Here is a 20188-nt window from a genome sequence, read left to right as displayed (position 1 = left end):
GATCAGAACCGGATCAACCGCTCCTCGTGAAAGCCGCTGAGCGTGATCGGGCCGATGCCGAGCAGCGACAGCATTCCGATGTCGTTGTAGTCCAACGTGCCTGCGGCCCGGACGATGCAGACCTGCGAGGTGGTGGAGCGATATAGGGTGACACCTGCGACCACGGCGTCATGGCACGACCCTGAGGCGGCAATGGTCACGGTAACGTTTGCCTTCGGCCAGCCGGCGATGCGCGCATTCCCTGTCCCCGCAGCATTGCCGAACACCGCGATGTTTGTGGCAGTATCGGCGCAATTGATCGTCAGCCCGGCCTTGGTGTACAATTGACTGTTGCAGCGAGCGGCAAAGCGCGCGCCGTCCGAAAGCCCGGCCTCCATCAGCAGCTTTTTGTGGATCAGATTGCCGAATTCGAACACGCCCGCCGTGAGGGGTACCATGAGCGGTAGTATCAGCGCCGTCTCGACAAGCGCTGTGCCGCGATGGTCGCGTCGAAATCTGTCGAGGTAACGGAACAGGGTTCTGATCATCGCCATCACCGATAAAGCTGAGCTTCGTCGCGAAGGAAATTGTCGAGCGTACCCTGGCCGGCACCGCCGGTTACGTCGACCAGTTCGACCATCACCGACGCATCTTCCGATGCTGACGGTACGGGTTCAGTGAGGAAGAAACTGCCGAAGGCTTCGACCGGCAGATTGGTGCTGTGGCCCGACAGGCCGTTGCCCGCAGCTTCGAGAGCATTGCAGTTCAGGATAGCACCATAAATCAACCGACGATCGACTGTCGTGACAGGCGGTTGGCAAGCTGCCGGCGGCGTTCCGATCTCTCCACCGGTCGACGCGGTGCCCACCAACCCTGCCGATATCTCGTAACGGTAGACCTCATAGCGTGTCGGCTTGGTCGTATCCCATGACGATGGATAGGTTGCTGAACCGAAGTTGGTGCTCCAATAGCCGGAGAAGTTCCAATCTCCATCGCCCATCCTGCCGCCCAGATACGGGGTTGTCGCATCGCGCGGAAGGCCCATCGTTCCAGCTTCGGTGAAGGAAAGTTTGTTCATGGAAGGGCATTGATTAGTGCTGCCGGTGGTCTGTATCGCCCCTTTTCGGACATTGGCGGCGGGACCGTACTCTGGGCTGTTGAAGTGGTTGCCGCTGGCTCCAATCCCGAAACGAACGTTGAAGGCGTCTTGCACCGGGCCGGCATTCTGACCGGTCTTCGTCGTTACGTTCGCCGAATTGTAGCAGCCGATTGGCGTCGATGTTGCGATCGTCTGAGCCAGTGCTTGGGCACCATTTCCCACGTTTGGCGGAGGCTCGAGGAAGCCGAAGTTGCCCGGGCCGGCCGCAGCGCCATTTCCGACCTTCCTCAGTTCGATCAGCCGGCGACGCACGGCCGGATCGGAAATGGCCTGCTCAAGCGTATAACCCCCGGCATTGTTTGTCCCGTTCACCATCTCATAGGGGTTGCACATGAAGACCGGTGTAAAATCGCACACACCGGAGGTGAACCCCGCGACAGCGACGGCACCTATGGTCCAAGAGTTGCTGGTGCCGGATGATAGAATCGAGGCGGGAAAGATCGCGGCAAACCCTTGGGGAACGACCGTCACCTGGATGAACCGCGTTTCCGCCTCTCCGACAGCCTGGTTGGCATCTGCACGATAGGTGGCCAGATTGGCGTTTGTAATCCTGGTCCCGTCGCTGGCGGGGATCGCTTTGAGGAAGCACCAGGAAATGTTCCCAGCATTGTTGCAGGGTTGTGAGCCTCCTGGCTGATCGGAGGTCAGGATGAACCTGCCTGCCGTGGAGAAATTGCTTTCGTTGTCTATGAGCATCGCCATGGCGCGTTCGGCTCGTGCCCAGGAACCGCTGCTTCCGTCCAGTTCCGCCGCCGCGGCTAGCGCAAAGCTGTCGGCCCCCTTCTGCAAATCATTGTGTAAGTTGTTGACCCGGCTCATGTCGATCGCCAGCAGGGAAAAGCCGATGATTGCCGGCAGCATGATGCTGACCAGTATCAGCGCTATTCCCCTCTGATCGTGCCAGAACGCGCGAACTATCCGCAGCATGGCCTTCTCTTAGCTCCCCTGACGCCAGTCGCGTTGCCTGACGCTGAACCCGCACCCTTCTATTCAACCCCGGTGTTGCCGACATTGACCGTGATGGCCGGCGGCGGCGGTGGCGGTGGTGGAAATTTGTAACTCTGGGCAATAGCGGCAGCGCGCGCGCCGTCGCCTTCGATCGCCGTGTTCTTCGACGCCGGATTGAGCGGATCGACGGTCTGCAGCAGCGAATTGTATTTCTGCGTGTCGCCGGCAGCCAGTGTCACCGTTTCGTAATTGTTCAGGTAGTCGGCGGCGCAGCCCGTCAGCGCGCCGGCGCACAAGAGCAGGAGCAAGGTTCTATTTCTTGACATAGAGCATCTTGTCCTTTGATTTCAGGTCGAGCATGTGGCCATAGGGGCCGACCACGCCTTGGCCGAGTTCATATTTGCGAACCATGTCCTTGGTCACTTCAAGCTGACCGAGGATGAAGAACTCCGGGTCGTTGGCGGGCCGCGTCTTGTCGAACGGCGTCGCCAGTTGCTCGGCAGGCTTTACCGGTCGCACGATACGCGGCGTCACGATCACGACCAGTTCGGTTTCTTCCTTCTGGTTGCTCGAATTCCGGAACAGCGTCCCGACGATCGGCACCTGGCCGAGCCACGGCACCTGCCTCTGGATCTTGGTGTTCTTGCTGGACAAAAGCCCGCCGACCGCGAAGCTCTGGCCGTCGCGCAATTCGACGACGGTAGACAGCTTGCGGTTGGTGAAGATCGGGTCGCCGGCGACGGTGAAACCGGTGAGGTCGCTGACTTCCGGCGCCAGCCTGATGTTGATCTTGTCGTTGTTGAGCACGACCGGCGTGAACAGCAGATTGACGCCGAACTGCTTGTACTCGATGCTGATCTCGCCATCCTCGTTCAGGGTGCGGATAGGCACTTCGCCGCCGGCATTGAAGCTGGCCAGCTCACCGGAAAGAGTGGTGAGGTTGGGTTCGGCAAGGGTGCGCACCACGCCCTTGGCCTCGAGCGCCTCAATGATCAGGTCGACCTTGATGTTGCTGTCGATGACGCGGGTGATCAGCGCCGCGAATGGGTTGGTGTTCGAAAGAAGGCCGGTAAGCAGATTGCCCGGCCCCAGCACCACACCGTCCTCGTCGACGGCGGCTATGCCCGTTGCGGTGCGGGTCGTGCCGCTGCCGTTGGTGCTCCTGATTGAGACGCCAAGATCGCGGCCGGCGTTGCGCTTGGCCTCAAGCACGCGCACTTCGAGGTTTACTTGCTGGCTATCGTCGACGGTCACGGCGTTTATGATCGCATCGGGGCCATATTGCTGGGCAACCTCCATGATCGCCGCCAGCGTGGCGCCGTCCTTGACATGGCCGCCAAGCCTGACCTTGCCGTTGATCGAACCGATATCGATGCGCGCCGTGGGAGCGACCTGCCGGATCGCCTGCGCCATGTCGCTCACGTCGACGCCGACCTCGATCTGGATCACGCCGAGCGAACGCTTGTCTTCTGAAAAGAGGTTGACGGTAGTGGTGCCGGCACTCTTGCCGATGACATAGAGCGTCCGGTCGGTCATTGGCTGGGCGTCGGCGATCTTCTCGTCGCCGACGACGATGTCGCCCAGCGTGGCGTTCACCTGGATCGTCACCGACTGCGACATGGGTAGGAAAACACGGTGGACGCTGGGGTTCGATACATCGATCCTGCGGTCGGCTGCATGAGCAGCAAGATCGATCGGCAATAGCATCACCGAACAAGCCAGCGCGGCAGCCGCCAGTGGTCCCCGGAACATACGCATCTAGACTACCCCCTCTTGCCGAATCGTTCGGCAACACCCTAGCGTTATTTTTGTCGCGGCACGTCGTAGGATTCGAGCTTCACACCCCTAAACACGCCGATTGTCGCACGCGCCGGCGGCTCCGGCTGCACAAATTTGATCACTTCCTTAACCACTTCTTGCACCTGGGGCGCTGAGGCCACTGCGGGGGCAGGTTTTGCCTTGCTCAACAGGTCGAGCCTGCTTCCCACCTTCTCCACGGCCTGGGTGAGCCCATTGATCTTGTCGTCCGCGCGCTTGCGCTCGGCCGCGGCCTCAGCCTCGGCTGCTGCCTGCTTGGCGAGTTCGGCCTGCCTGGCGGCAACATCGGCGGGCGTGTCGCCGGTCAAGTCCGACAGCGTCACGCGTTCGGTCGTCTCGCCGCTGCTGGCGGCGGCCTGGCGAAGCGCCAGTGAGAGCTGGCCGGCGCCGGCGGCAAGCGTAAGCTTCTGCGCGTCCCTGGTGCTGGCTTCAAGTGTGACGGACTTCACCACCGTCGGGCTTTCCTTGCTTTCGTCGGCGACCTGGTCGACGGCGAGCACCTTCATGCTCTGCAGCAGCACGTCGACAAAACTCTTGTCCGGGCCACCATCGCCGCGCACCGTGCGCGTCAGCAGCACGTCGACCCGGTCGCCGGGAAAGACAAATCCGGCGACGCCAAGCACGTCGTTGACCCTGATAGAAACGGCTTTCATGCCTTCGCCGAGCACTGCAGAAAGCGTGGCGCGCTGGCCGGGGCCGGTGATCTTGGTAGCTAAAAGAGGCTCATTGGTGCCGATCGCTTGCAGCGCCTGCCTGGTGCCGTCGCCGGCCAGGGCTTCTTTGGTCGTCTTGAAGGCGCCGGCTGGAACCGCACCCGCTGGCCAGGCGATTTCGCGCAGCTTGTCGGCGGTGAGAGTGTCGCCGAATTTCAGCGCGACGGCAGCCACAACGACCGTATCGCGTTGGACGTCACTCGTCCGCGCCATGGCGCTGCGCTGACTGGCCAGCCAGATATTGACGAGAACCACCGCAAGCACGCCGAACACGCCGGCGAGGATGATCATGATAAGTGTGTTGGCGCGCATTGACCCAAGCCCCAAGCCCATAATGCGGGAATTCGCCCGCCGCGATTGGATTCAGGCCCGGATCGAATAAATCCGGGCCTGAAGATCAAGTATTGATCAGCCGCCGGCGCCGCTTGAGCAGCTACCAATGCCGCTGGCCTGCAGATCGGTGCAGAGATCAGTAAACCGGCCGTTCACCCACAGTCCGATGCCGACGATGATGAGAATCGCGGCGCCGGCGATAATGCCGACCAGGATGGAATATTCGACCATGGCAGCGCCGTTATCGTCGTCGCGGAACTGCCGGGCCATCGTCATGAGCTTCTTCATGCCAATTTCTCCCTTTGGAGGTTTGAACCCGACGAGACGAGCCAAGGATGAAATCCATACCCAAGCATCCCCCGTCATCTCGATCTAAGTCCCGACGAAAATCAGAGTCAAACGGGATTAAGGATTGCTTAACTTTCCTATACATGATTTGGCAAGAATATTGCCGATCTCAGGCAGACCAAAACATTGATTCGGCTCGTTTTTCAACCCATCTTAACCATTCGTTCACAATTTGGCCGTGGGTATGGCAGAAGTGGGGCAGCATTAGCGGCAGTGCATATTCCTTTATATCTTAAGGATTTGCGTGGGTTCATGGCGCCTTTGTGACAAAAAAGCATCTGGCATTGAAAGGCGAGTGCTCGTGTTCCATTAGGACAGCGCCACTGACCAAATAAACGTCGCGTTTTCTTATCCTTGATTTTAACTATGTCTGAAGTATTAAGTTGCATGGTGCGGCTGGCGCTTGTGCCAAGCGTGGTTAACGCTTAGTTTCGCGGTGGGGATTTCAAAGGGGAGAAGCGTCATGCTGGGGCGATTCATCAAGGGATCAAGCGAGCCGCGGGTCGAGCCAACGCTCCATCCGATAGCGGCGGTGTCGCCTGTCGTCCCTACGCTTTCCCCAGCCTCCGATCTAGCGCCGCATGGCGACGATTTCCTGACACTCAAGGTCGATCTCCATCGTCACCTGATCGACCGCTTCAACCTCGCCGTCCTCGAAACAGCGTCCAAGGGCGAGATCCTCAACGAGATCCGACCGATCGTGCGCGAATTCGTCCGTGGTCGAAACGTGCCGCTGAACGCCCGCGAACTCGATCAACTGACCAGCGACACGGCCGACGAGATGCTTGGGCTCGGGCCGATCGAACCGCTTCTCAAGGATGACTCGATTGCTGACATCCTGATCAACACCCACAACCGTGTTTTCATCGAGCGGCGCGGCGTGCTCGAGGAGACATCGATCCGTTTCCGCGACGAGGCGCATCTGCTGCGTGTCATCAACAAGATCGTCTCGGCGATCGGCCGACGCGTCGATGAATCGGCGCCGATGGTGGATGCGCGGCTGGAAGACGGCTCGCGCGTCAACATCGCGGTGCGGCCGATCTCGGTCGATGGACCGCTGGTGTCGATCCGCAAATTCTCCAAGAATCCTTATTCGCTCGAGCGCCTGATGGCGTTCAATTCGATTCGCCAGCCGATGATCGACCTGATGCGCATTGCCGTGCAGGCACGCAAGTCGATCCTGGTTTCGGGCGGCACCGGCAGCGGCAAGACGACCTTGCTCAACGCGCTGTCGAGCTACATCCCGGCCAAGGAGCGCCTGATCACCATCGAGGACGCGGCGGAACTGCAGTTGCAGCAGCCGCATGTCGGCCGGCTGGAGACGCGTCCGCCCAATGTCGAGGGCAAGGGCGAGGTTCGTCAGCGCGAATTGCTGAAGAACGCGCTGCGCATGCGGCCCGATCGCATCATCGTCGGCGAGGTGCGTGGCGAGGAGGCCTTCGATATGCTGCAAGCCATGAACACCGGCCACGAAGGCTCGATGACCACCATCCATGCCAACACGCCGCGCGATGCAATATCGCGGCTGGAACAGATGGTCGGCATGGCCGGCATGCCGATGACCCATGAGTCCATTCGGGCGCAGATCGCGTCGGCCATCGACATCATCGTGCAGACACAGCGCCTTTCAGACGGTGGGAGGCGGGTCGTCTCGATATCGGAGCTCACCGGTATGGAAGGCAACGTGGTCCAACTCCAGGAAATCTATCATTTCGTTCGCCGGGATTCGACTGCGGAAGGTAAGATCATAGGAGAATTTCGCGCCACCGGCGTCCGTCCGCGCTTTGCCCAGGAAGCGGCGACGCTCGGCCACCACTTCGCCAAGGATGCCTTCAATCCGCAGGTGCCGCTCTGATGCCGACCGGCCAGACGTTGCTTTACTTTATCTATGTACTTGCAGCCGCATCGATGATCCTTGCCGCCGAATCCCTCTATGTGTCTTACGCGGCGCGGCGCGTTCGAGCTGGCACGATCAACCGTCGTCTCGCGCGCCTGGCGGAGGAGGCACCTGCCGAAAAGACCCTTCAAGGCTTGCTCCGCGAACGTGGGCTGACGGATTCGGGCGATTACATCTTTGGCATGGTCGCCTTGAACCGGCTCTACACACAATCCGGCATTACCGGCAATCCGCTGGCTTTCGGCGCAATGTTCCTTCTTGGCGGGCTGGTGCTCGGGCTGGTGCTGCGATTGCTTTTTGGCTTTTCCAGCGCAGCGGCGCTGATCGCTTTCCTGCTGGTGGGATTTGCGCTGCCGCTTCTCGTCCTTCGACGCGCACGCAAGAAGCGTATCCTGAAATTCGCTGCCCAGCTTCCCGATGCGCTCGACATGATCGTGCGTTCGCTGCGCGCCGGTCATCCGACGACAGTCGCTATCGCCCTCGTCGCCCGTGAAATGCCTGACCCGCTCGGCACCGAATTCGGCATTGTTTCAGACGAAATCACCTTTGGTCTCAGTATTGAACAAGCAGTGCGGAAACTGTCGCAACGTGTAGGGTTTGAAGGTCTCCATCTGCTTTCGGTATCGCTCTCGATCCAGGCCAAGACAGGCGGAAACCTCACTGAGATCCTGTCGAACCTCTCATCGGTGCTGCGCGAGAGGGAGAAATTGCGAATGAAAATCCGGGCGCTCTCGGCCGAAGGCCGGATGTCGGCATGGATCATTTCCTTGTTTCCGCTCGTCATGTTCGGTCTGCTTATGGTCATTGCACCGAGCTATTACGGCGACATATGGAACAGCCCACTCGTCATGCCCGTATTCCTGATCTTCGGACTGTGGGCGTTGCTGGGTGATTTCATCATGTATCGTATGGTCAACTTCGATTTCTGACGGGGGCGTGACATAGACCTGTTTTCGAACACGCAAGATTTGGGCCTTTTGGTCTCCATCGCCGTTTTCCTGGCGGCGATGGCGCTATTCCTGTTCGGAGCCCTTGTCTTCAGGCCTGCCCTTCAGACCCGCAAACTGGTGGCGCAAAGCTTGCGTTCCGAGGGGATTACCGACCGCCGGTCGCTTGCTGGGCAGGAACAGCTTGCCAAGATTGCGGCACAGCGCCCGGTCGACGCCTATTTCCGATCGGTCGAAAAAGAACGAGGCGAGCCGAATGCCCTTGAGGCAAAGCTCTTTCGCGCAGGGTTCTATCAAGCAAGCGCGCCTCTGATGTATACGTTGTCGCGCTTCGGCGCTGTCGCTGTCGGCTTTCTCGGATCATACACGGGGTTGGTTGCAGTGGTGCCGCCGCAAATCCCAGGGTTCCTGACATTCGCAGCTGCTGCTTTGTTTGGCCTTGCTTGCCTCGTCATTCCGAGCGTCGCCCTCGATCGCTTCGAGAATGCGCAGAAGGAAACTTATCGTCGCGGCTTTCCCGATTTCATGGACATGATGATCACCTGTGCCGACGCCGGCATGAGTCTTGAGGCGGCGGTGGAGCGCGTCAGCCAGGAATTGGCCGGTACCCACAAATGGCTCGGCATCCAGCTAGCGATCATGAATCTGCAACTGCGCGCCGGCAAGCCGCTGCGCGAGGGTCTTCGAGATCTCTCCGATCGTCTTGGGCTAGAGGAGGCGCGGGCACTGTCGATATTGTTCCGGCAATCGGAAGAACTTGGCACCAGCCTGACGGACGCGCTGCGCGTTTACAGCGATGAAATGCGCGGCAAGAGAATTCTTCGCGCTGAAGAGCGCGGCAACGCATTGCCGGTCAAAATGATGATCCCGTTGGGGGTCTGCGTCTTTCCGGTTGTCCTGATGATTGTGCTGTTACCGATTATTGTTCGAATGAGGGGTGTTTTCTTCTAGGCACGTCTGTGCTTTGGTCGAAATACAGAGTCGGAGAGAATTCTTTTGGGGGACGAAATGACTGGGCCAATGCGCCTCGCAGCCGTAGCCGGTTTGCTGCTTGTGCTTTCCGGCTGTCAGACGGCTGATAGCGGCGTAATCCGCACCAACGAGCCCTCGAAAGGTGACGTGACAGCCTTTGGCGATGCCTTCGACGGGCTGAAGACGGTCAGCGACGTCGAGTACTACGCCTCGGACCAGGCTGTTGCCGAAGCCAAGAACCAGTTCCGTGCGGAAAACTACGGCAATGCCGGAGCCCTGTTCTACAAGGCGACGCAACTGGCGCCCAATGATGGTGGTGCCTGGATGGGTCTGGCCGCCTGCAGCGATCGCATCCGCCGCTTCGACCTCTCCGACCACGCCTATCGCCAGGCCTTCCGGCTGGTCGGCGGGACGCCCGAATATTACAACAATGTCGGCTATTCCTATCTGCTGCGCGGCAAGCTGCAGGACGCACGCAGCAATTTCCTCAAGGCTTATGAGCTGGCGCCCAACGATCCGACCGTGGCCAACAATCTGCAGCTCCTGTCGTCCAGCGTGAAGAATCTCGAGCGGTAAGGCGATCGCATGTTGCTCGCCGCATCGCTGCTGCTGAAGGGACTAGCCATTCCTTTGCTGGCAAGGATCGCCTGGCTCGACTTCACCACCCAGAAAATATCCAACCAGAATGTGCTGCTGCTGCTTTGCCTGGGTTTGGGCTCGCTGCAGCTCCTGTCGGTGCAATCCGGGTCGTGGTGGGACATGGGCCTGAGCGCGCTTGCCGGTCTTTTGCTGTTTGTTGCGCTGTTTCCGTTCTGGGCCCTGCGCAAGATCGGGGCCGGCGACGTCAAGCTGATGGCGGTGGTGCCGTTGCTGATCGGCGGCAGCGGCCTCGTCGTATTTTCAGTGCTGCTGCTGGTTTTCGCGCTCGCCACGGCGATGCTCGTCAAAAACCCGTTTATGCTGCCCGCGGGCGTCTTCCGCCTCTACGTTCAGCACCTGGACCGCAAAGGCGTTGTGCCGTTTGGCGTGCCGATCTCGCTCGCAGCGATCTGCACGATAGTGTTTCAGGTCTACGTCACCTTGATGCCCCATCCCGGTCCGGCGATCTGACCAGACAGGAATTGCCGCAACTGCTTGGCTGTACATCTCGGGCGTCTATGTTCTCAAGCGGCTCGCGTCAGACGGCCAGTGCTGAGGTCACCAGACACCGTTTCACGTTAACCGTTAGGGAACGACGATCTTGTTGAATGAGTTTTCCCAAGGGGCATAAATATGGCACTTGACCGCGCTGGTGGGGCTCCCAAGGGCTAATCAAAGGGGCACTGGCACGCGAGCTTCCACTCGTCAGCCTGTATGATTCAGTAGTCTGGTGGAGGTGTCACGACGATGTTCGGTATTGGCGCGATCGATGCCTTCTACCGTAATCGCGAACATCCCGTTTTCGACCCTTCCTATCCAGCCTTTTGCTTTTAGATACCAGAGATGAAACTCCAGATGTTCACGCGGACAGCCCGACATGCGTTCGAGTTCTTCATCGCCAATGCCAGGATTGTTGACGTCTTGTCGGCGTTTGACATAAAGTAGCGAGAGCAGTTTCGCCTGAATGACGCCGTCCCGTTCGATTCCTTTAGTGTTGCTGACTTCCTCAATCAACTCGAGGCGAAGTTTCAAATGGTCTTTATACTGAATGTCGTACTGCACGCGTTTGACCGGATCTTTGAGAGTATTATGGGCCTCCGCGATTTCACTGAAGCGTGATGCATCGCCGGTATCCTGATTGTCGGGATGGTAGCGCATAGCAAAATAACGAAATACCCGTTCTATCGTTTCCGAGTTGGCGTTCGGGCTGATTTCCAGGAGTTCGTAGTAGTCAATGAACAAAGTGCTGCTCCCACAACATCGCTATTGCGCACACAGTCGAGAGAACGTCGCCGGAGTGTCTTGCGGTCATAGCCAGAAATCCGCGCTTGCGGTTTCTACTCGCTCAATTCGTGGCATTAGTCCCCCTCCCGTTTTGCAGATACTAGCGCGCAAGCTTCGCCCCTGCAAAGGGCTGCCCTCATTCCGGTCATCCGCCGATATACGTCGGCGATCATTCTCTCCAGTTGGGATCACTGATGCCCGCCTGGTAGTCCTCGTGCACCGATCCGATTTCGATTGACGGATCGTCTTCCAAGGCTCGAACCTGCCCTCGCTATGAGTCGCTATTGGTGATCTCTGGTATAAGTGTCTGCTATGAAGGTAATCATGGACAACCGTTACCCGCCAGACTCGGACTTCGTCTGAATGGCGGCAAACGAATTCGGGCCGAGACCTGCGATGCCTTCAGGGCTTGTGTGGCGGCGCCGATCAATCGCGCCGGAATGTCCGTGATGGATCGGAGCAGGCGCAATGTGCTGATCGGTGCGTCTATCTTCGGAGCCCTGAGCCTTGCGGGGCTGCTTCCTACCATGTGCGCAATGCGGCAAATCAGGACAAAATCCCCCATGGCCGAAACCAGCCGTCCCAAACGGCCGCCGGGACAGGCGAAGCCGTTGCTGGAGGAAGATATCGCGCCGGTGCTTGCGCGCCTTGATGCCTGGTATGCTGCCCATCTGCCGCCAGACAAATATGTGTTCAATCCGCCGGCCACGGACGCGCAACTGGATGCGTTCGAGCGCCTGATCGGCCTCAAGATGCCGCGCGCCTATCGCGACCTATACCGATGGCACGACGGCGAAAACGACGACCGTAGGGGCCATATCTATGGGCATCCGCTGCTGCCGCTGCATCAGGCAGGGGCGCAATGGAAAGCCTGGGTCGATGTGCTCGCCGATTTCGGCGGCAATCGCTATGAAATTCCCGGAGGGGCGTGGCCTGAACACGCGGTTGACCCGGCCTATATCAATCCGCGCTGGATACCGCTGACCCATGATGGTTCAGGCAATCATATCGGTCTCGATTTCGATCCCTGGCCCAGCGGTCGCGTCGGCCAGGTCATCCTCTTTGGGCGCGACGAAGACGTGAAGGCGGTGCTTGCGGAATCCCTTGGCAAGTTCCTCGAGTGGATCGCCGGTCTGCTGGAAAGCGGCAATTTCAGATTGGAAGCGGCGGAAGAGCCAGTGCTGCGCCGGTTCCGATTGAAAGCCCCCCCATCAAACGACTTCCACGAAGGCGCACGAAGCCTTCTGGGCGTACCTGGCCCCTTCCTATGACGGCACGTATTTCGGTGACGCACTGCGAAGCGGGATAGGCATGGCATCGTGACTCTGCAGGGTTGCAACTTGGTATTAGCCCTTGCCAGTGAGATCGAGACGAGGAATGTAATCCTTCATTGCGGCGACCACGAAACCGAGATCGCAATTCTCAAAGGGCGATGTGGCGCTCCAAAAACTTAAAATCGGTGGCTTCGGCTCTAGGCGTGCCGTCGGCGTTCATCGGGTTAAGCCGGTTTGACCGTCTCAATATGGCCTTCGCAAGCGCTTCGCCCTCATGGACCGGCTAAGGACCGGCCTTCCCATGTAGCCAGTGGCTTCGTTTTCGGTGCGGAGCTTCATTGACCTGCAACGTTGACGATGCCGGTTTTGTTGCCCGCACCGTGTATTTCTGGAACTAATATAACCGGAAAGATTGAATCGCGGTCTGTGTATTCATCAAAGACGCGCGCAGGCTGTTGTATTTTTGCCACTGAATAGACCTGTTGCGGTCTGGTCTGTTTCGATCACTGGACAGTGTCGGTGGCAGCCTAATGTCGAACGAAGCTGTCCATGACTAGCTAAGCGCCAGGCAGAACTCTGCAGCTGATTACGCTACTCGACGGAGCTCTTCTTGACGAGCGGAACGATCGCGATGTTGCGATCGATCGCGTCGATGACGTCTTTGCTGAGCCATAGGTTGTTCTTCTCGGCGCTCCACACGTCGAGGAAGCGCTGGACGGTTTCCTGGGCGCTGTCGAGAACAAGCTTCTCAGGCAGGCGTGCTTTTGCTGCGAGGTAGCGGAGCTCGTCTTCGTTGAATTCGCTGACCTTGTTCGTACGCGCGAATTTCAGCGCTGCCGTTTCATCGGGAATGTAGGGGATGGTCGATATGAGATCGTAGGCCGGAGAAATTGCAGGCGTCCTGCGATCGTAATAGATCAGCGACCAGTTTTTGAGGTGCATGTCGGCATTGCCGATCAGTGTGCAATAAACCAACCGCCGGATGAATTCGGCGATGCTCTCCTCGTTGGTTTCGATCCCGAGGACGGTGGCGATGTTGCGGTAGCTCGCAGCTTCGTACTTCTGGTCGGGATAGCGGCGAAAGACCTGCGCGAAGTCTTCTATGTGGACGAGATCTTCGCCGTCACGATCGAAACGACGAATGGCGAAAGCCTTGTCGCCGCGCAACCGCCCTAGCCCCTCGGGAAGGCCTTCCAGAGAGTCGACGTCGACCAAGTCGATTTCAGGAACATTGATGCCGATGCGAGAGGCGATCGTCATCATCGAGAATTCGTTCTCGGGGACACCGTCAAACCGCTCAGCCGGGAGTTTGACAATCCAGGAGCCGCCGACCCCCTTGGCCGGAATGACGAGACCGCTGTTCTTGCCTTTGTTTCTGATGGCGGAGAATTTAAGCTGCACGCCGGCGAGCGAAAACCGCAGTGCCTTTTCCTTTTGTTTGCCGTCGGCGCCGGCGGCTTCGCCGGCGGACGGCCACGCTTCGCCGTTCGCCGGCGTGATGGTCACCGCGCCGGGTAGATCGCTCCCCAGCACCCACAGCAAGAAAAACTCGCGCACCTCCTTCACGCCGGCCCGCTCCGCCAAGTACTTGCGCAATGGACCTTCCGGCAACAGGTTTGAGAAGAATGGCGATACCCGCATATGCGTGGCTGGGTGCTCGGTGATGAGCGCACCGTGATCGTCCTTGAAGGAGAGACTTAAGGTCAGCCGCCGCCCATCGTCGATGTATTCTTGGGTGAATGCAAAGAGCGAGCGGTCCCCTTGCAAGAGCGTGAGCGTGCCGATCTTGTTTCCATACAGGGCGACATCGAGGACGGACACATCAGGCATCGTCGTCCTCCAGATCATAGGCCGGTTTCGGTCCGGCTGCCGTTACATTGACCGCGTGAACGAGGCGATAGCGCAATGCCTGCAGCGATGCCGTTGCCTCGCGGAGCTTGTCGAACGCCTCAGGAGCCGCAGTGATTCTGCGTATATCCTCCTCTAGCGCTTTGCTCTGCGCTAAGGTGCGCTGCAACTCGGCGAAAGGCTTGAGCGCCTTGTTGAGCGCTTGGAAATCGAGCAAGTGAAATTGAATGGGGATGCTGCGGAGCTCCCTCAGGATCGTCGACGCGCGATGCAATTCCGAGTCATCGGGTAGAGCTGCGCGCAGCGTCTCCGTTACGGTCTCAGCCTGCCGTAGTTTTTTCAAGGCGTTCGCGGTTTCTTTGCTAGTCGCTTGGGGCGCGGTCGACCGCACGACACTGTCCACTGCGGGGAGCGCCTTCTTCGGCACGAGCTTCACTTCAAGGTCGAGGAGCCGCGCCAGCTGAATGAGGCTGGAGAGTTGCAGATCGACCTTGCCGCTTTCGATTTTCGAGATATGACTTTGAGGCACCCCTGCGCGCGCGCCGAGGTCGCGCTGGCTCAAGGCTCTTGCCTCGCGCGCGGACTTAAGTGCTGTAACGATATCGTCTATTTCGTAGCGCATTTCGATATGCTTCTATATATCATGTCTTGTGATGATACATGATAGCATATCAAATTTCAAGAGCCACAATCTGTGCGTTGATATGTTAATATATATCAAAGTCTTGCCATGATATGCGATGGCATGTCATCAAGCCGAAGCCGGCGATGGCCTATTGCAACGGGAAATCATTCTCGCTGCAAGACGCGACTCAACCGTCCTGGCGCGCTGCGGGTTTGTAAATCTCGCATGTCCGCATCGGCAGGCGCCCCCCTGTTTTTTGACCGAACCTCGACCACCGAGCCCGCCTCTCCGTTCCACGGCGCCGACTGCTGCGGATTGGCGCGATATTCGTGTAGAAAACGCCGTACTAAAGCGCGTCGCGTTCGACCGGCCTCATGCGGCGCGCTTTAGGTTGCTGTTTATGCATGTCGTTATCGCAAAACCGCTGCACACTTCTGCGCGACATGCTTTAATTGGCAAAAAAGTACGGCGATTGCTCGCCAAGTAATTGAAAAGCGTGGTGATCCCGACAGGAATCGAACCTGTGACCTACAGATTAGGAATCTGCCGCTCTATCCTACTGAGCTACGGGACCACGCGGCCCGACACATAACCGCTTCGGACCGTTTCGCCAAGAGGCAGGCTCGATGCAATCGGCCGGTTGCGAGTGGATCGCAAAGATGGACTGGGGATAGCGGAACTTCGGATCACCGCCGCGCTTTAGTGTGCCGAAGGAGATGCCGCATGAGCGCTACGAAAGAGTTCTTTGAAACCTGGCTCCAGGAGAACGTCGGCGACCTGCCCGCTGAAAGCGAGGTGAGCGTGGCGGTCCTGGCTCAGCAATTCGAACAAGATGCCGACGCGGCCGGCTATGGTCACGAGGTGCGCGAAGACGAGATCGGCGACATTGAAGAGGCTATTGCGGAAGCCCTGAGCAAGGCCAGGGCAGGCGCAAAGCCGCAGGCTGCGGCCGAAGAGAGTGATCCGGCGCCCGTCATGGAGACGCTGGAGGTCGACGACCCGAAGAGCGGACCATAGCGGTCCAGGCACCATCGATTGATTTTTCGCATAGCTTCTTCCCACCGGTTGCAGCTCCCCTCTACACGGCAGGGCTATCGCATATTGGTAAGTACCCCCTCACCCGGATTGCCAACCGAATTGCGAAGGGCAATTCGGGACAATCCGACCTCTCCCCAAGGGGAGAGGAGCCAGCGCTGACGCTTCTCTCTTCTCCCCGGCGGGGAGAAGGTGGCCGCCCACGGGTCTTGCCTCCGGCAAGCCCGAGGACAGGCTCCGCGGCCGGATGAGGGGGCAGTTCTCATATGCGATTGCCCTACCCTATATGGGGACAAGCCCGAGAGTAGGCTTTGTATGCATCAGGCGGCCAGCGCCGTCTCCGCGAGCTTCACCCAATAGCTCATGCCGTGCGGGATGACCTCGTCGTTGAAGTCGTAAGCCGGATTGTGGAGACCGGCGGTGTCGCCATTGCCGATGAAGATGAAGGCGCCGGGCCGCGCCTCCAGCATATAGGAGAAATCCTCGCCGCCCATCACCGGCTGGATGGCGCGGTGCACATGGGCCTCGCCGGCGACATCAGCCGCGACGTCGCTGGCAAAGGCCGTCTCCTCCGGATGGTTGAAGGTGACGGGATAATTGGCGTTGTAGTCGACCTCGATCGTTGCGCCGAAGGCCGCGCCCACGCCCTCGCAGATGGCGCGCACACGCTGCTCTGCCTTCCTGGCGACCTCCCCCTTCAGCGTGCGCACGGTGCCGGCGATCTCGGCGCTCTCGGGAATGACGTTGTAGGCGTCGCCGGCGTGGAACTTCGTCACCGACACCACGACAGCCTCGACCGGATCGGTGCTGCGCGAGGCGATCGTCTGCAGAGCGCCGACGAGCTGGCTGGTGATGACGATCGGGTCGATCGTGCCGTGCGGCATCGCCGCATGCCCGCCCCGGCCCTTGACGGTGATGGTGAATTCGGCGGTCGCCGCCATGATCGGGCCCGGCTTGATGGCGAATTGCCCGACCGGCAGGCCCGGCATGTTGTGCATGCCGAACACCTTGGAGATGCCGAAGCGCTCCATCATGCCGTCCTTGACCATCTCGTTGCCGCCACCGCCGCCTTCTTCGGCCGGCTGGAAGATCACTGCGACGGAACCGGCGAAATTGCGCGTCTCGGCAAGATATTTGGCAGCACCGAGCAGCATCGCGGTGTGGCCGTCATGGCCGCAGGCGTGCATCTTGCCCGGAATGGTCGAGGCGTATGGTTTTCCAGTGATCTCGTTGAGCGGCAGCGCGTCCATGTCGGCGCGCAGACCGATGCTCGTGCCTTCGCCCAGGCGGCCGCGGATGATGCCGACGACGCCGGTCTTGCCGAGGCCGGTCACCACGTCGTCGCAACCGAAGGCCTTCAGCTTGTCGGTGACGAAGGCGGCGGTCTTGAAGACGTCGAAATTCAACTCCGGCGTCTGGTGCAGATGGCGGCGCCAGCCGGCGACCTCGTCTTGCATTTCGGCGGCGCGGTTCAGGATCGGCATGATGGTTTCCATCTCGCTGTTGGAGCAGACGGGCCTCTGCCTGCTGCTTTGCAAATTGTGCCTGCTGTTTTACAATTGTCATTCAGGCACTTTGCCATGTTGACGTCACATAGGCTAAATAGCACCGCAAGATTGCGATCCGGATAGGGGCCGGATCACCATGCTGGCGATCGCGTAACAAATCTTACGGAGCCAGAGGCGACTGCGGCAAGAGGCGATTTCGGATTCCACCATGCGATACAGGCATTTCCTCAAACTAAGGCGCGTCGCGTTTGACCGGGCGACGCGCTTTAGCGTTGTTGTCTTTATGCATGTCGTTATCGCAAAACCGCTGCACACTTTTGCGCGACATGCACGTTGTTTTATGCATGTCGTTATCGCAAAACCGCTGCACACTTTTGCGCGACATGCATTATTGCTGGCGGGCGCCGTGGCGCTTCCGGTGCTGGCCGGACCGGCTCTCGCCAATCCGACGATCGTGTTCGACCTGGGGAATGGCAAGATCCTCCAGCACCAGGAGGCTTTCAAGCGCTGGTATCCTGCCTCGCTGACCAAGCTGATGACCGCCTATGTGGCATTTCGTGCGATTGCCGCGGGCGAGGCCCAGCTCGATTCGCCGATCAAGGTCACGAAGCGTTCCGCCGGCGAGCCGCCGAGCAAGATGGGCTTCAAGCCGGGCTCGGTCATGCGGCTCGACAACGCGCTGAAGATGATGCTGGTCAAATCGGCCAACGACGTCGCCATGGCCGTCGGCGAGAACATCGGCGGTTCGCAGGCCGCTTTCGCCGAACGCATGAACACCGAGGCGCGCCGGCTCGGCATGACCGGAACGCATTTCGTCAACCCGAACGGGCTGTTTTCGCCGGACCAGTATACGACGGCGCGCGATCTCGGCTTGCTGGTGATGGCGATCCGCACGGAATTTCCGCAATATGCGCCATGGTTCTCAATCGAGGGCCTGGCCGTCGGCAAGAAGCAGATCGCGAACTACAATCTCCTGATCGGCCGCTATCCCGGCGCCGACGGCATGAAGACCGGTTTCGTCTGTCCCTCGGGCTTCAACATGATCGGCTCGGCAACACGCGACGGGCGCACGCTGGTGGCGGTGGTGCTTGGCGAGAAGTCGGCCGTCACCCGCGCCGAGACCGTCGCCAGGCTGCTCGACCACGGCTTTGCCACGCCGACACCAGGCTGGTTGACGGTGGCGGCGCTGCCTTCCTATGGCGACACCACATCGGTCAACAACCTGAATGACGAGATTTGCAGGAAGAAGCCGGCTAAGGAGCAGTCGGAAGCTGTCCCCGTCGGCGACAAGAATGCGCCAAAATCTCCTTATCGGAAAAAGCTCGACCATGTGCCGACATTGGTCGCCGTCGGCCTTGGCGGCGCCACCGGGCCGAAGCCGAAGGCGATGCTCGATGCATCGGGCCAGGAATATGCAGACGTGCCGCTGCCGAACTGGCGGCCCGACCTGCCGCCGCCGCCCGGCGCCGAGCCGGCAGTGATCGGTTCCGCCACCGCGGCCCGGGAGCCCGCCAAGGCCGTGAACTAGCCTGATGAGCAGCGGCTTTCCCATCGCCGTCTCGGTGCTGACCGGTTTTCTCGGCGCCGGCAAGACGACGCTGCTCAACCGGCTGCTCAGGGATCCCGCGCTTGCCGACACCGCGGTCATCATCAACGAGTTCGGCGAGGTGGCGATCGACCATCTCCTGGTCGAACAGGCCTCCGACGGCATCATCCAGCTTTCCGACGGCTGTCTCTGCTGCACGGTGCGCGGCGAACTGGTCGACACGCTGGCCGATCTCGTCGACCGGCTGCAGACCGGCCGCATCGCCCGGCTTGCCCGTGTCGTCATCGAAACCACCGGCCTCGCCGATCCGGCGCCGGTGCTGCAGTCGATCATGGCGCATCCGGCGCTGGTCCATGCCTTCCGGCTCGACGGCGTCATCACGCTGGTCGACGCGGTCAACGGCAATGCGACGCTCAACGCCCATGTCGAGGCGGTGAAGCAGGTGGCAGTCGCCGACCGCATCGTGCTGACGAAAGCCGATCTCGCCACCGATCCGCGCGACGTCGAGGCCCTGCGCGCCCGGCTGCGGCAGATCAATCCGGGTGCCGAGCTGCTCGATGCGGGTGACAGAAGGACCGACGTAGCGGCGCTGTTCGATTGCGGCCTCTACAACCCGGCCACCAAGTCCGCCGACGTGCGGCGCTGGCTGGGCGAGGAAGCCGCCCATGATCACCATGGCGATCATGACCACGGCGACCATGAGCACGATCATCGGCACGATTCCCGCGTGCGCGCCTACTCGCTGGTTCATGACGGGCCGGTGCCGTTTTCGGCGATCGAGATGTTCCTCGACCTGTTGCGATCGGCGCATGGCGAGCGCCTGCTGCGCATGAAGGGCGTCATCGAATTGCTGGAAGACCCATCACGGCCGCTGGTCGTCCACGGCGTCCAGAAGATCCTGCATCCGCCGGCGCGGCTGCCGTCCTGGCCGGACGGTCAACGCGGCACAAGGCTGGTGCTGATCACGCTCGACATGCCGGAAGATTACGTCCGCCGGCTGTTTGCCGCCTTCACCAACCGGCCATCGATCGACACACCGGACCGCGCAGCGCTGGAAAACAACCCGCTGGCCATCGCCGGGCGGTGAAGCGGCTGATCTCCGGGGAGATGTCGCCGAAGGCGACAGAGGGGGTCGCCTCGGCTGGTGCGACGCCCAGTAGGACGAAAGAAAAGGTTGGCGCTTCACGCGCGGCAACCCCCTCTGGTCTGCCCTCTTTGCCAAAACTTGGCATCTTCCCCTCAAGGGGGGCTATCGCAGGGCCGAGGCTTTGGCTCTACGATGTACCCCCCCCCCAAGCCCAGTGGCGTGTTCACA

20 protein-coding genes and 1 tRNA gene are annotated in these 20188 nt (G+C 60.0%); 9 read left to right on the top strand and 12 right to left on the bottom strand.

Going from position 1 to position 20188, the window contains the following annotated elements; genetic code table 11:
• Nucleotides 1-2: 2 nt before the first annotated feature.
• The 6 genes from AC0L14_RS13005 to AC0L14_RS12980 all read right to left on the bottom strand — a co-directional run bounded on the left by AC0L14_RS13005 (nucleotide 3) and on the right by AC0L14_RS12980 (nucleotide 5238).
• Nucleotides 3-527 carry a TadE/TadG family type IV pilus assembly protein gene (locus AC0L14_RS13005; RefSeq protein ID WP_244602835.1) on the bottom strand — a complete coding sequence of 175 codons (525 nt, stop codon included), beginning with the start codon at nucleotides 525-527 and terminating at the stop codon, nucleotides 3-5.
• A 5-nt stretch (nucleotides 528-532) separates the two neighbouring features.
• Nucleotides 533-2065 (bottom strand): TadE/TadG family type IV pilus assembly protein, encoded by a 1533-nt coding sequence (locus tag AC0L14_RS13000; RefSeq protein ID WP_473749750.1) that lies wholly within the window; start codon nucleotides 2063-2065, stop codon nucleotides 533-535.
• Nucleotides 2066-2124: 59 nt separating this feature from the next.
• Complete coding sequence (locus AC0L14_RS12995; RefSeq protein WP_473622351.1) at nucleotides 2125-2412, bottom strand: hypothetical protein; 288 nt, start codon at nucleotides 2410-2412, stop codon at nucleotides 2125-2127.
• Complete coding sequence (locus AC0L14_RS12990) at nucleotides 2399-3844, bottom strand: type II and III secretion system protein family protein (protein WP_473749749.1); 1446 nt, start codon at nucleotides 3842-3844, stop codon at nucleotides 2399-2401. The genes AC0L14_RS12995 and AC0L14_RS12990 overlap by 14 nt, the downstream gene beginning before the upstream one ends.
• Nucleotides 3845-3888: 44 nt before the next feature.
• A complete protein-coding gene (cpaB, locus tag AC0L14_RS12985) occupies nucleotides 3889-4929 on the bottom strand; it encodes a Flp pilus assembly protein CpaB (protein WP_473749747.1) in 1041 nt (346 codons plus the stop codon).
• Between the two features lie 96 nt (nucleotides 4930-5025).
• Nucleotides 5026-5238 (bottom strand): Flp family type IVb pilin, encoded by a 213-nt coding sequence (locus AC0L14_RS12980; RefSeq protein ID WP_473749746.1) that lies wholly within the window; start codon nucleotides 5236-5238, stop codon nucleotides 5026-5028.
• 523 nt (nucleotides 5239-5761) lie between these two features.
• On the opposite strand from AC0L14_RS12980, the gene AC0L14_RS12975 reads away from it, so the two are divergent.
• Nucleotides 5762-7153, top strand: coding sequence for a CpaF family protein (locus AC0L14_RS12975; RefSeq protein ID WP_473749745.1), 1392 nt, complete (start codon nucleotides 5762-5764; stop codon nucleotides 7151-7153).
• Nucleotides 7153-8124 carry a type II secretion system F family protein gene (locus AC0L14_RS12970; protein WP_473749743.1) on the top strand — a complete coding sequence of 324 codons (972 nt, stop codon included), beginning with the start codon at nucleotides 7153-7155 and terminating at the stop codon, nucleotides 8122-8124. The genes AC0L14_RS12975 and AC0L14_RS12970 overlap by 1 nt, the downstream gene beginning before the upstream one ends.
• An 84-nt stretch (nucleotides 8125-8208) precedes the next feature.
• On the opposite strand, the gene AC0L14_RS12965 is transcribed toward AC0L14_RS12970, so the two are convergent.
• Nucleotides 8209-8439, bottom strand: coding sequence for a hypothetical protein (locus AC0L14_RS12965; RefSeq protein WP_473749742.1), 231 nt, complete (start codon nucleotides 8437-8439; stop codon nucleotides 8209-8211).
• A 24-nt stretch (nucleotides 8440-8463) separates the two neighbouring features.
• Between AC0L14_RS12965 and AC0L14_RS12960 the strand changes: the two genes are divergently transcribed.
• From AC0L14_RS12960 to AC0L14_RS12950, 3 genes are read left to right on the top strand one after another with little or no spacing between them, the layout of a single operon-like run.
• Complete coding sequence (locus AC0L14_RS12960; RefSeq protein WP_473749740.1) at nucleotides 8464-9093, top strand: type II secretion system F family protein; 630 nt, start codon at nucleotides 8464-8466, stop codon at nucleotides 9091-9093.
• A gap of 57 nt (nucleotides 9094-9150) precedes the next feature.
• The gene (locus AC0L14_RS12955) at nucleotides 9151-9690 is read left to right on the top strand and encodes a tetratricopeptide repeat protein (protein WP_473749739.1); all 540 of its coding nucleotides are present in this window, start codon (nucleotides 9151-9153) and stop codon (nucleotides 9688-9690) included.
• A gap of 9 nt (nucleotides 9691-9699) precedes the next feature.
• Nucleotides 9700-10224 carry a prepilin peptidase gene (locus AC0L14_RS12950; RefSeq protein WP_473749738.1) on the top strand — a complete coding sequence of 175 codons (525 nt, stop codon included), beginning with the start codon at nucleotides 9700-9702 and terminating at the stop codon, nucleotides 10222-10224.
• A 234-nt stretch (nucleotides 10225-10458) separates the two neighbouring features.
• Here the strand turns inward: AC0L14_RS12950 and AC0L14_RS12945 are convergent, their stop codons facing one another.
• Nucleotides 10459-10995, bottom strand: coding sequence for a DnaJ domain-containing protein (locus AC0L14_RS12945; RefSeq protein WP_473636898.1), 537 nt, complete (start codon nucleotides 10993-10995; stop codon nucleotides 10459-10461).
• 329 nt (nucleotides 10996-11324) lie between these two features.
• Here AC0L14_RS12945 and AC0L14_RS12940 point away from each other — a divergent pair, with 329 nt between their 5' ends.
• Nucleotides 11325-12308 (top strand): SMI1/KNR4 family protein, encoded by a 984-nt coding sequence (locus tag AC0L14_RS12940; RefSeq protein WP_473749895.1) that lies wholly within the window; start codon nucleotides 11325-11327, stop codon nucleotides 12306-12308.
• 594 nt (nucleotides 12309-12902) lie between these two features.
• Here the strand turns inward: AC0L14_RS12940 and AC0L14_RS12935 are convergent.
• The 3 genes from AC0L14_RS12935 to AC0L14_RS12925 all read right to left on the bottom strand — a co-directional run bounded on the left by AC0L14_RS12935 (nucleotide 12903) and on the right by AC0L14_RS12925 (nucleotide 15358).
• Nucleotides 12903-14141 carry a type II toxin-antitoxin system HipA family toxin gene (locus AC0L14_RS12935; RefSeq protein ID WP_473749736.1) on the bottom strand — a complete coding sequence of 413 codons (1239 nt, stop codon included), beginning with the start codon at nucleotides 14139-14141 and terminating at the stop codon, nucleotides 12903-12905.
• The gene (locus tag AC0L14_RS12930) at nucleotides 14134-14781 is read right to left on the bottom strand and encodes a helix-turn-helix domain-containing protein (RefSeq protein ID WP_473749735.1); all 648 of its coding nucleotides are present in this window, start codon (nucleotides 14779-14781) and stop codon (nucleotides 14134-14136) included. The genes AC0L14_RS12935 and AC0L14_RS12930 overlap by 8 nt, the downstream gene beginning before the upstream one ends.
• 500 nt (nucleotides 14782-15281) lie before the next feature.
• Nucleotides 15282-15358: transfer RNA gene (locus AC0L14_RS12925), tRNA-Arg, on the bottom strand.
• A 149-nt stretch (nucleotides 15359-15507) separates the two neighbouring features.
• Here AC0L14_RS12925 and AC0L14_RS12920 point away from each other — a divergent pair.
• Complete coding sequence (locus AC0L14_RS12920) at nucleotides 15508-15801, top strand: hypothetical protein (RefSeq protein WP_473749734.1); 294 nt, start codon at nucleotides 15508-15510, stop codon at nucleotides 15799-15801.
• A gap of 338 nt (nucleotides 15802-16139) precedes the next feature.
• Here the strand turns inward: AC0L14_RS12920 and AC0L14_RS12915 are convergent, their stop codons facing one another.
• Nucleotides 16140-17303, bottom strand: coding sequence for a M20 aminoacylase family protein (locus AC0L14_RS12915; protein WP_473749733.1), 1164 nt, complete (start codon nucleotides 17301-17303; stop codon nucleotides 16140-16142).
• Between the two features lie 364 nt (nucleotides 17304-17667).
• On the opposite strand from AC0L14_RS12915, the gene AC0L14_RS12910 reads away from it, so the two are divergent.
• Both AC0L14_RS12910 and AC0L14_RS12905 read left to right on the top strand, forming a co-directional pair.
• Nucleotides 17668-18855: a D-alanyl-D-alanine carboxypeptidase family protein gene (locus AC0L14_RS12910; RefSeq protein ID WP_473749732.1), complete on the top strand. Its 1188-nt coding sequence runs from the start codon at nucleotides 17668-17670 to the stop codon at nucleotides 18853-18855.
• A gap of 4 nt (nucleotides 18856-18859) precedes the next feature.
• Nucleotides 18860-19960 carry a CobW family GTP-binding protein gene (locus tag AC0L14_RS12905; protein WP_473749731.1) on the top strand — a complete coding sequence of 367 codons (1101 nt, stop codon included), beginning with the start codon at nucleotides 18860-18862 and terminating at the stop codon, nucleotides 19958-19960.
• Nucleotides 19961-20188: the final 228 nt, after the last annotated feature.

This window comes from Mesorhizobium sp. WSM4841 (assembly GCF_055811515.1).
Note: the sequence above shows the minus strand (reverse complement) of the source record. Positions and strands in the feature narration are given on the sequence as shown.

Excerpts from the sequence above, each read along its gene's own strand:
- AC0L14_RS12995 (WP_473622351.1), bottom strand. The coding sequence starts at position 2,412 with ATGTCAAGAAATAGAACCTTGCTCCTGCTCTTGTGCGCCGGCGCGCTG.
- AC0L14_RS12975 (WP_473749745.1), top strand. The coding sequence starts at position 5,762 with ATGCTGGGGCGATTCATCAAGGGATCAAGCGAGCCGCGGGTCGAGCCA.
- AC0L14_RS12915 (WP_473749733.1), bottom strand. The coding sequence starts at position 17,303 with ATGCCGATCCTGAACCGCGCCGCCGAAATGCAAGACGAGGTCGCCGGC.
- AC0L14_RS12905 (WP_473749731.1), top strand. The coding sequence starts at position 18,860 with ATGAGCAGCGGCTTTCCCATCGCCGTCTCGGTGCTGACCGGTTTTCTC.
- AC0L14_RS12950 (WP_473749738.1), top strand. The coding sequence starts at position 9,700 with ATGTTGCTCGCCGCATCGCTGCTGCTGAAGGGACTAGCCATTCCTTTG.
- AC0L14_RS12990 (WP_473749749.1), bottom strand. The coding sequence starts at position 3,844 with ATGCGTATGTTCCGGGGACCACTGGCGGCTGCCGCGCTGGCTTGTTCG.
- AC0L14_RS12920 (WP_473749734.1), top strand. The coding sequence starts at position 15,508 with ATGAGCGCTACGAAAGAGTTCTTTGAAACCTGGCTCCAGGAGAACGTC.
- cpaB (WP_473749747.1), bottom strand. The coding sequence starts at position 4,929 with ATGCGCGCCAACACACTTATCATGATCATCCTCGCCGGCGTGTTCGGC.
- AC0L14_RS13005 (WP_244602835.1), bottom strand. The coding sequence starts at position 527 with ATGATCAGAACCCTGTTCCGTTACCTCGACAGATTTCGACGCGACCAT.
- AC0L14_RS13000 (WP_473749750.1), bottom strand. The coding sequence starts at position 2,065 with ATGCTGCGGATAGTTCGCGCGTTCTGGCACGATCAGAGGGGAATAGCG.
- AC0L14_RS12930 (WP_473749735.1), bottom strand. The coding sequence starts at position 14,781 with ATGCGCTACGAAATAGACGATATCGTTACAGCACTTAAGTCCGCGCGC.
- AC0L14_RS12980 (WP_473749746.1), bottom strand. The coding sequence starts at position 5,238 with ATGAAGAAGCTCATGACGATGGCCCGGCAGTTCCGCGACGACGATAAC.
- AC0L14_RS12970 (WP_473749743.1), top strand. The coding sequence starts at position 7,153 with ATGCCGACCGGCCAGACGTTGCTTTACTTTATCTATGTACTTGCAGCC.
- AC0L14_RS12910 (WP_473749732.1), top strand. The coding sequence starts at position 17,668 with ATGCATGTCGTTATCGCAAAACCGCTGCACACTTTTGCGCGACATGCA.
- AC0L14_RS12955 (WP_473749739.1), top strand. The coding sequence starts at position 9,151 with ATGACTGGGCCAATGCGCCTCGCAGCCGTAGCCGGTTTGCTGCTTGTG.
- AC0L14_RS12935 (WP_473749736.1), bottom strand. The coding sequence starts at position 14,141 with ATGCCTGATGTGTCCGTCCTCGATGTCGCCCTGTATGGAAACAAGATC.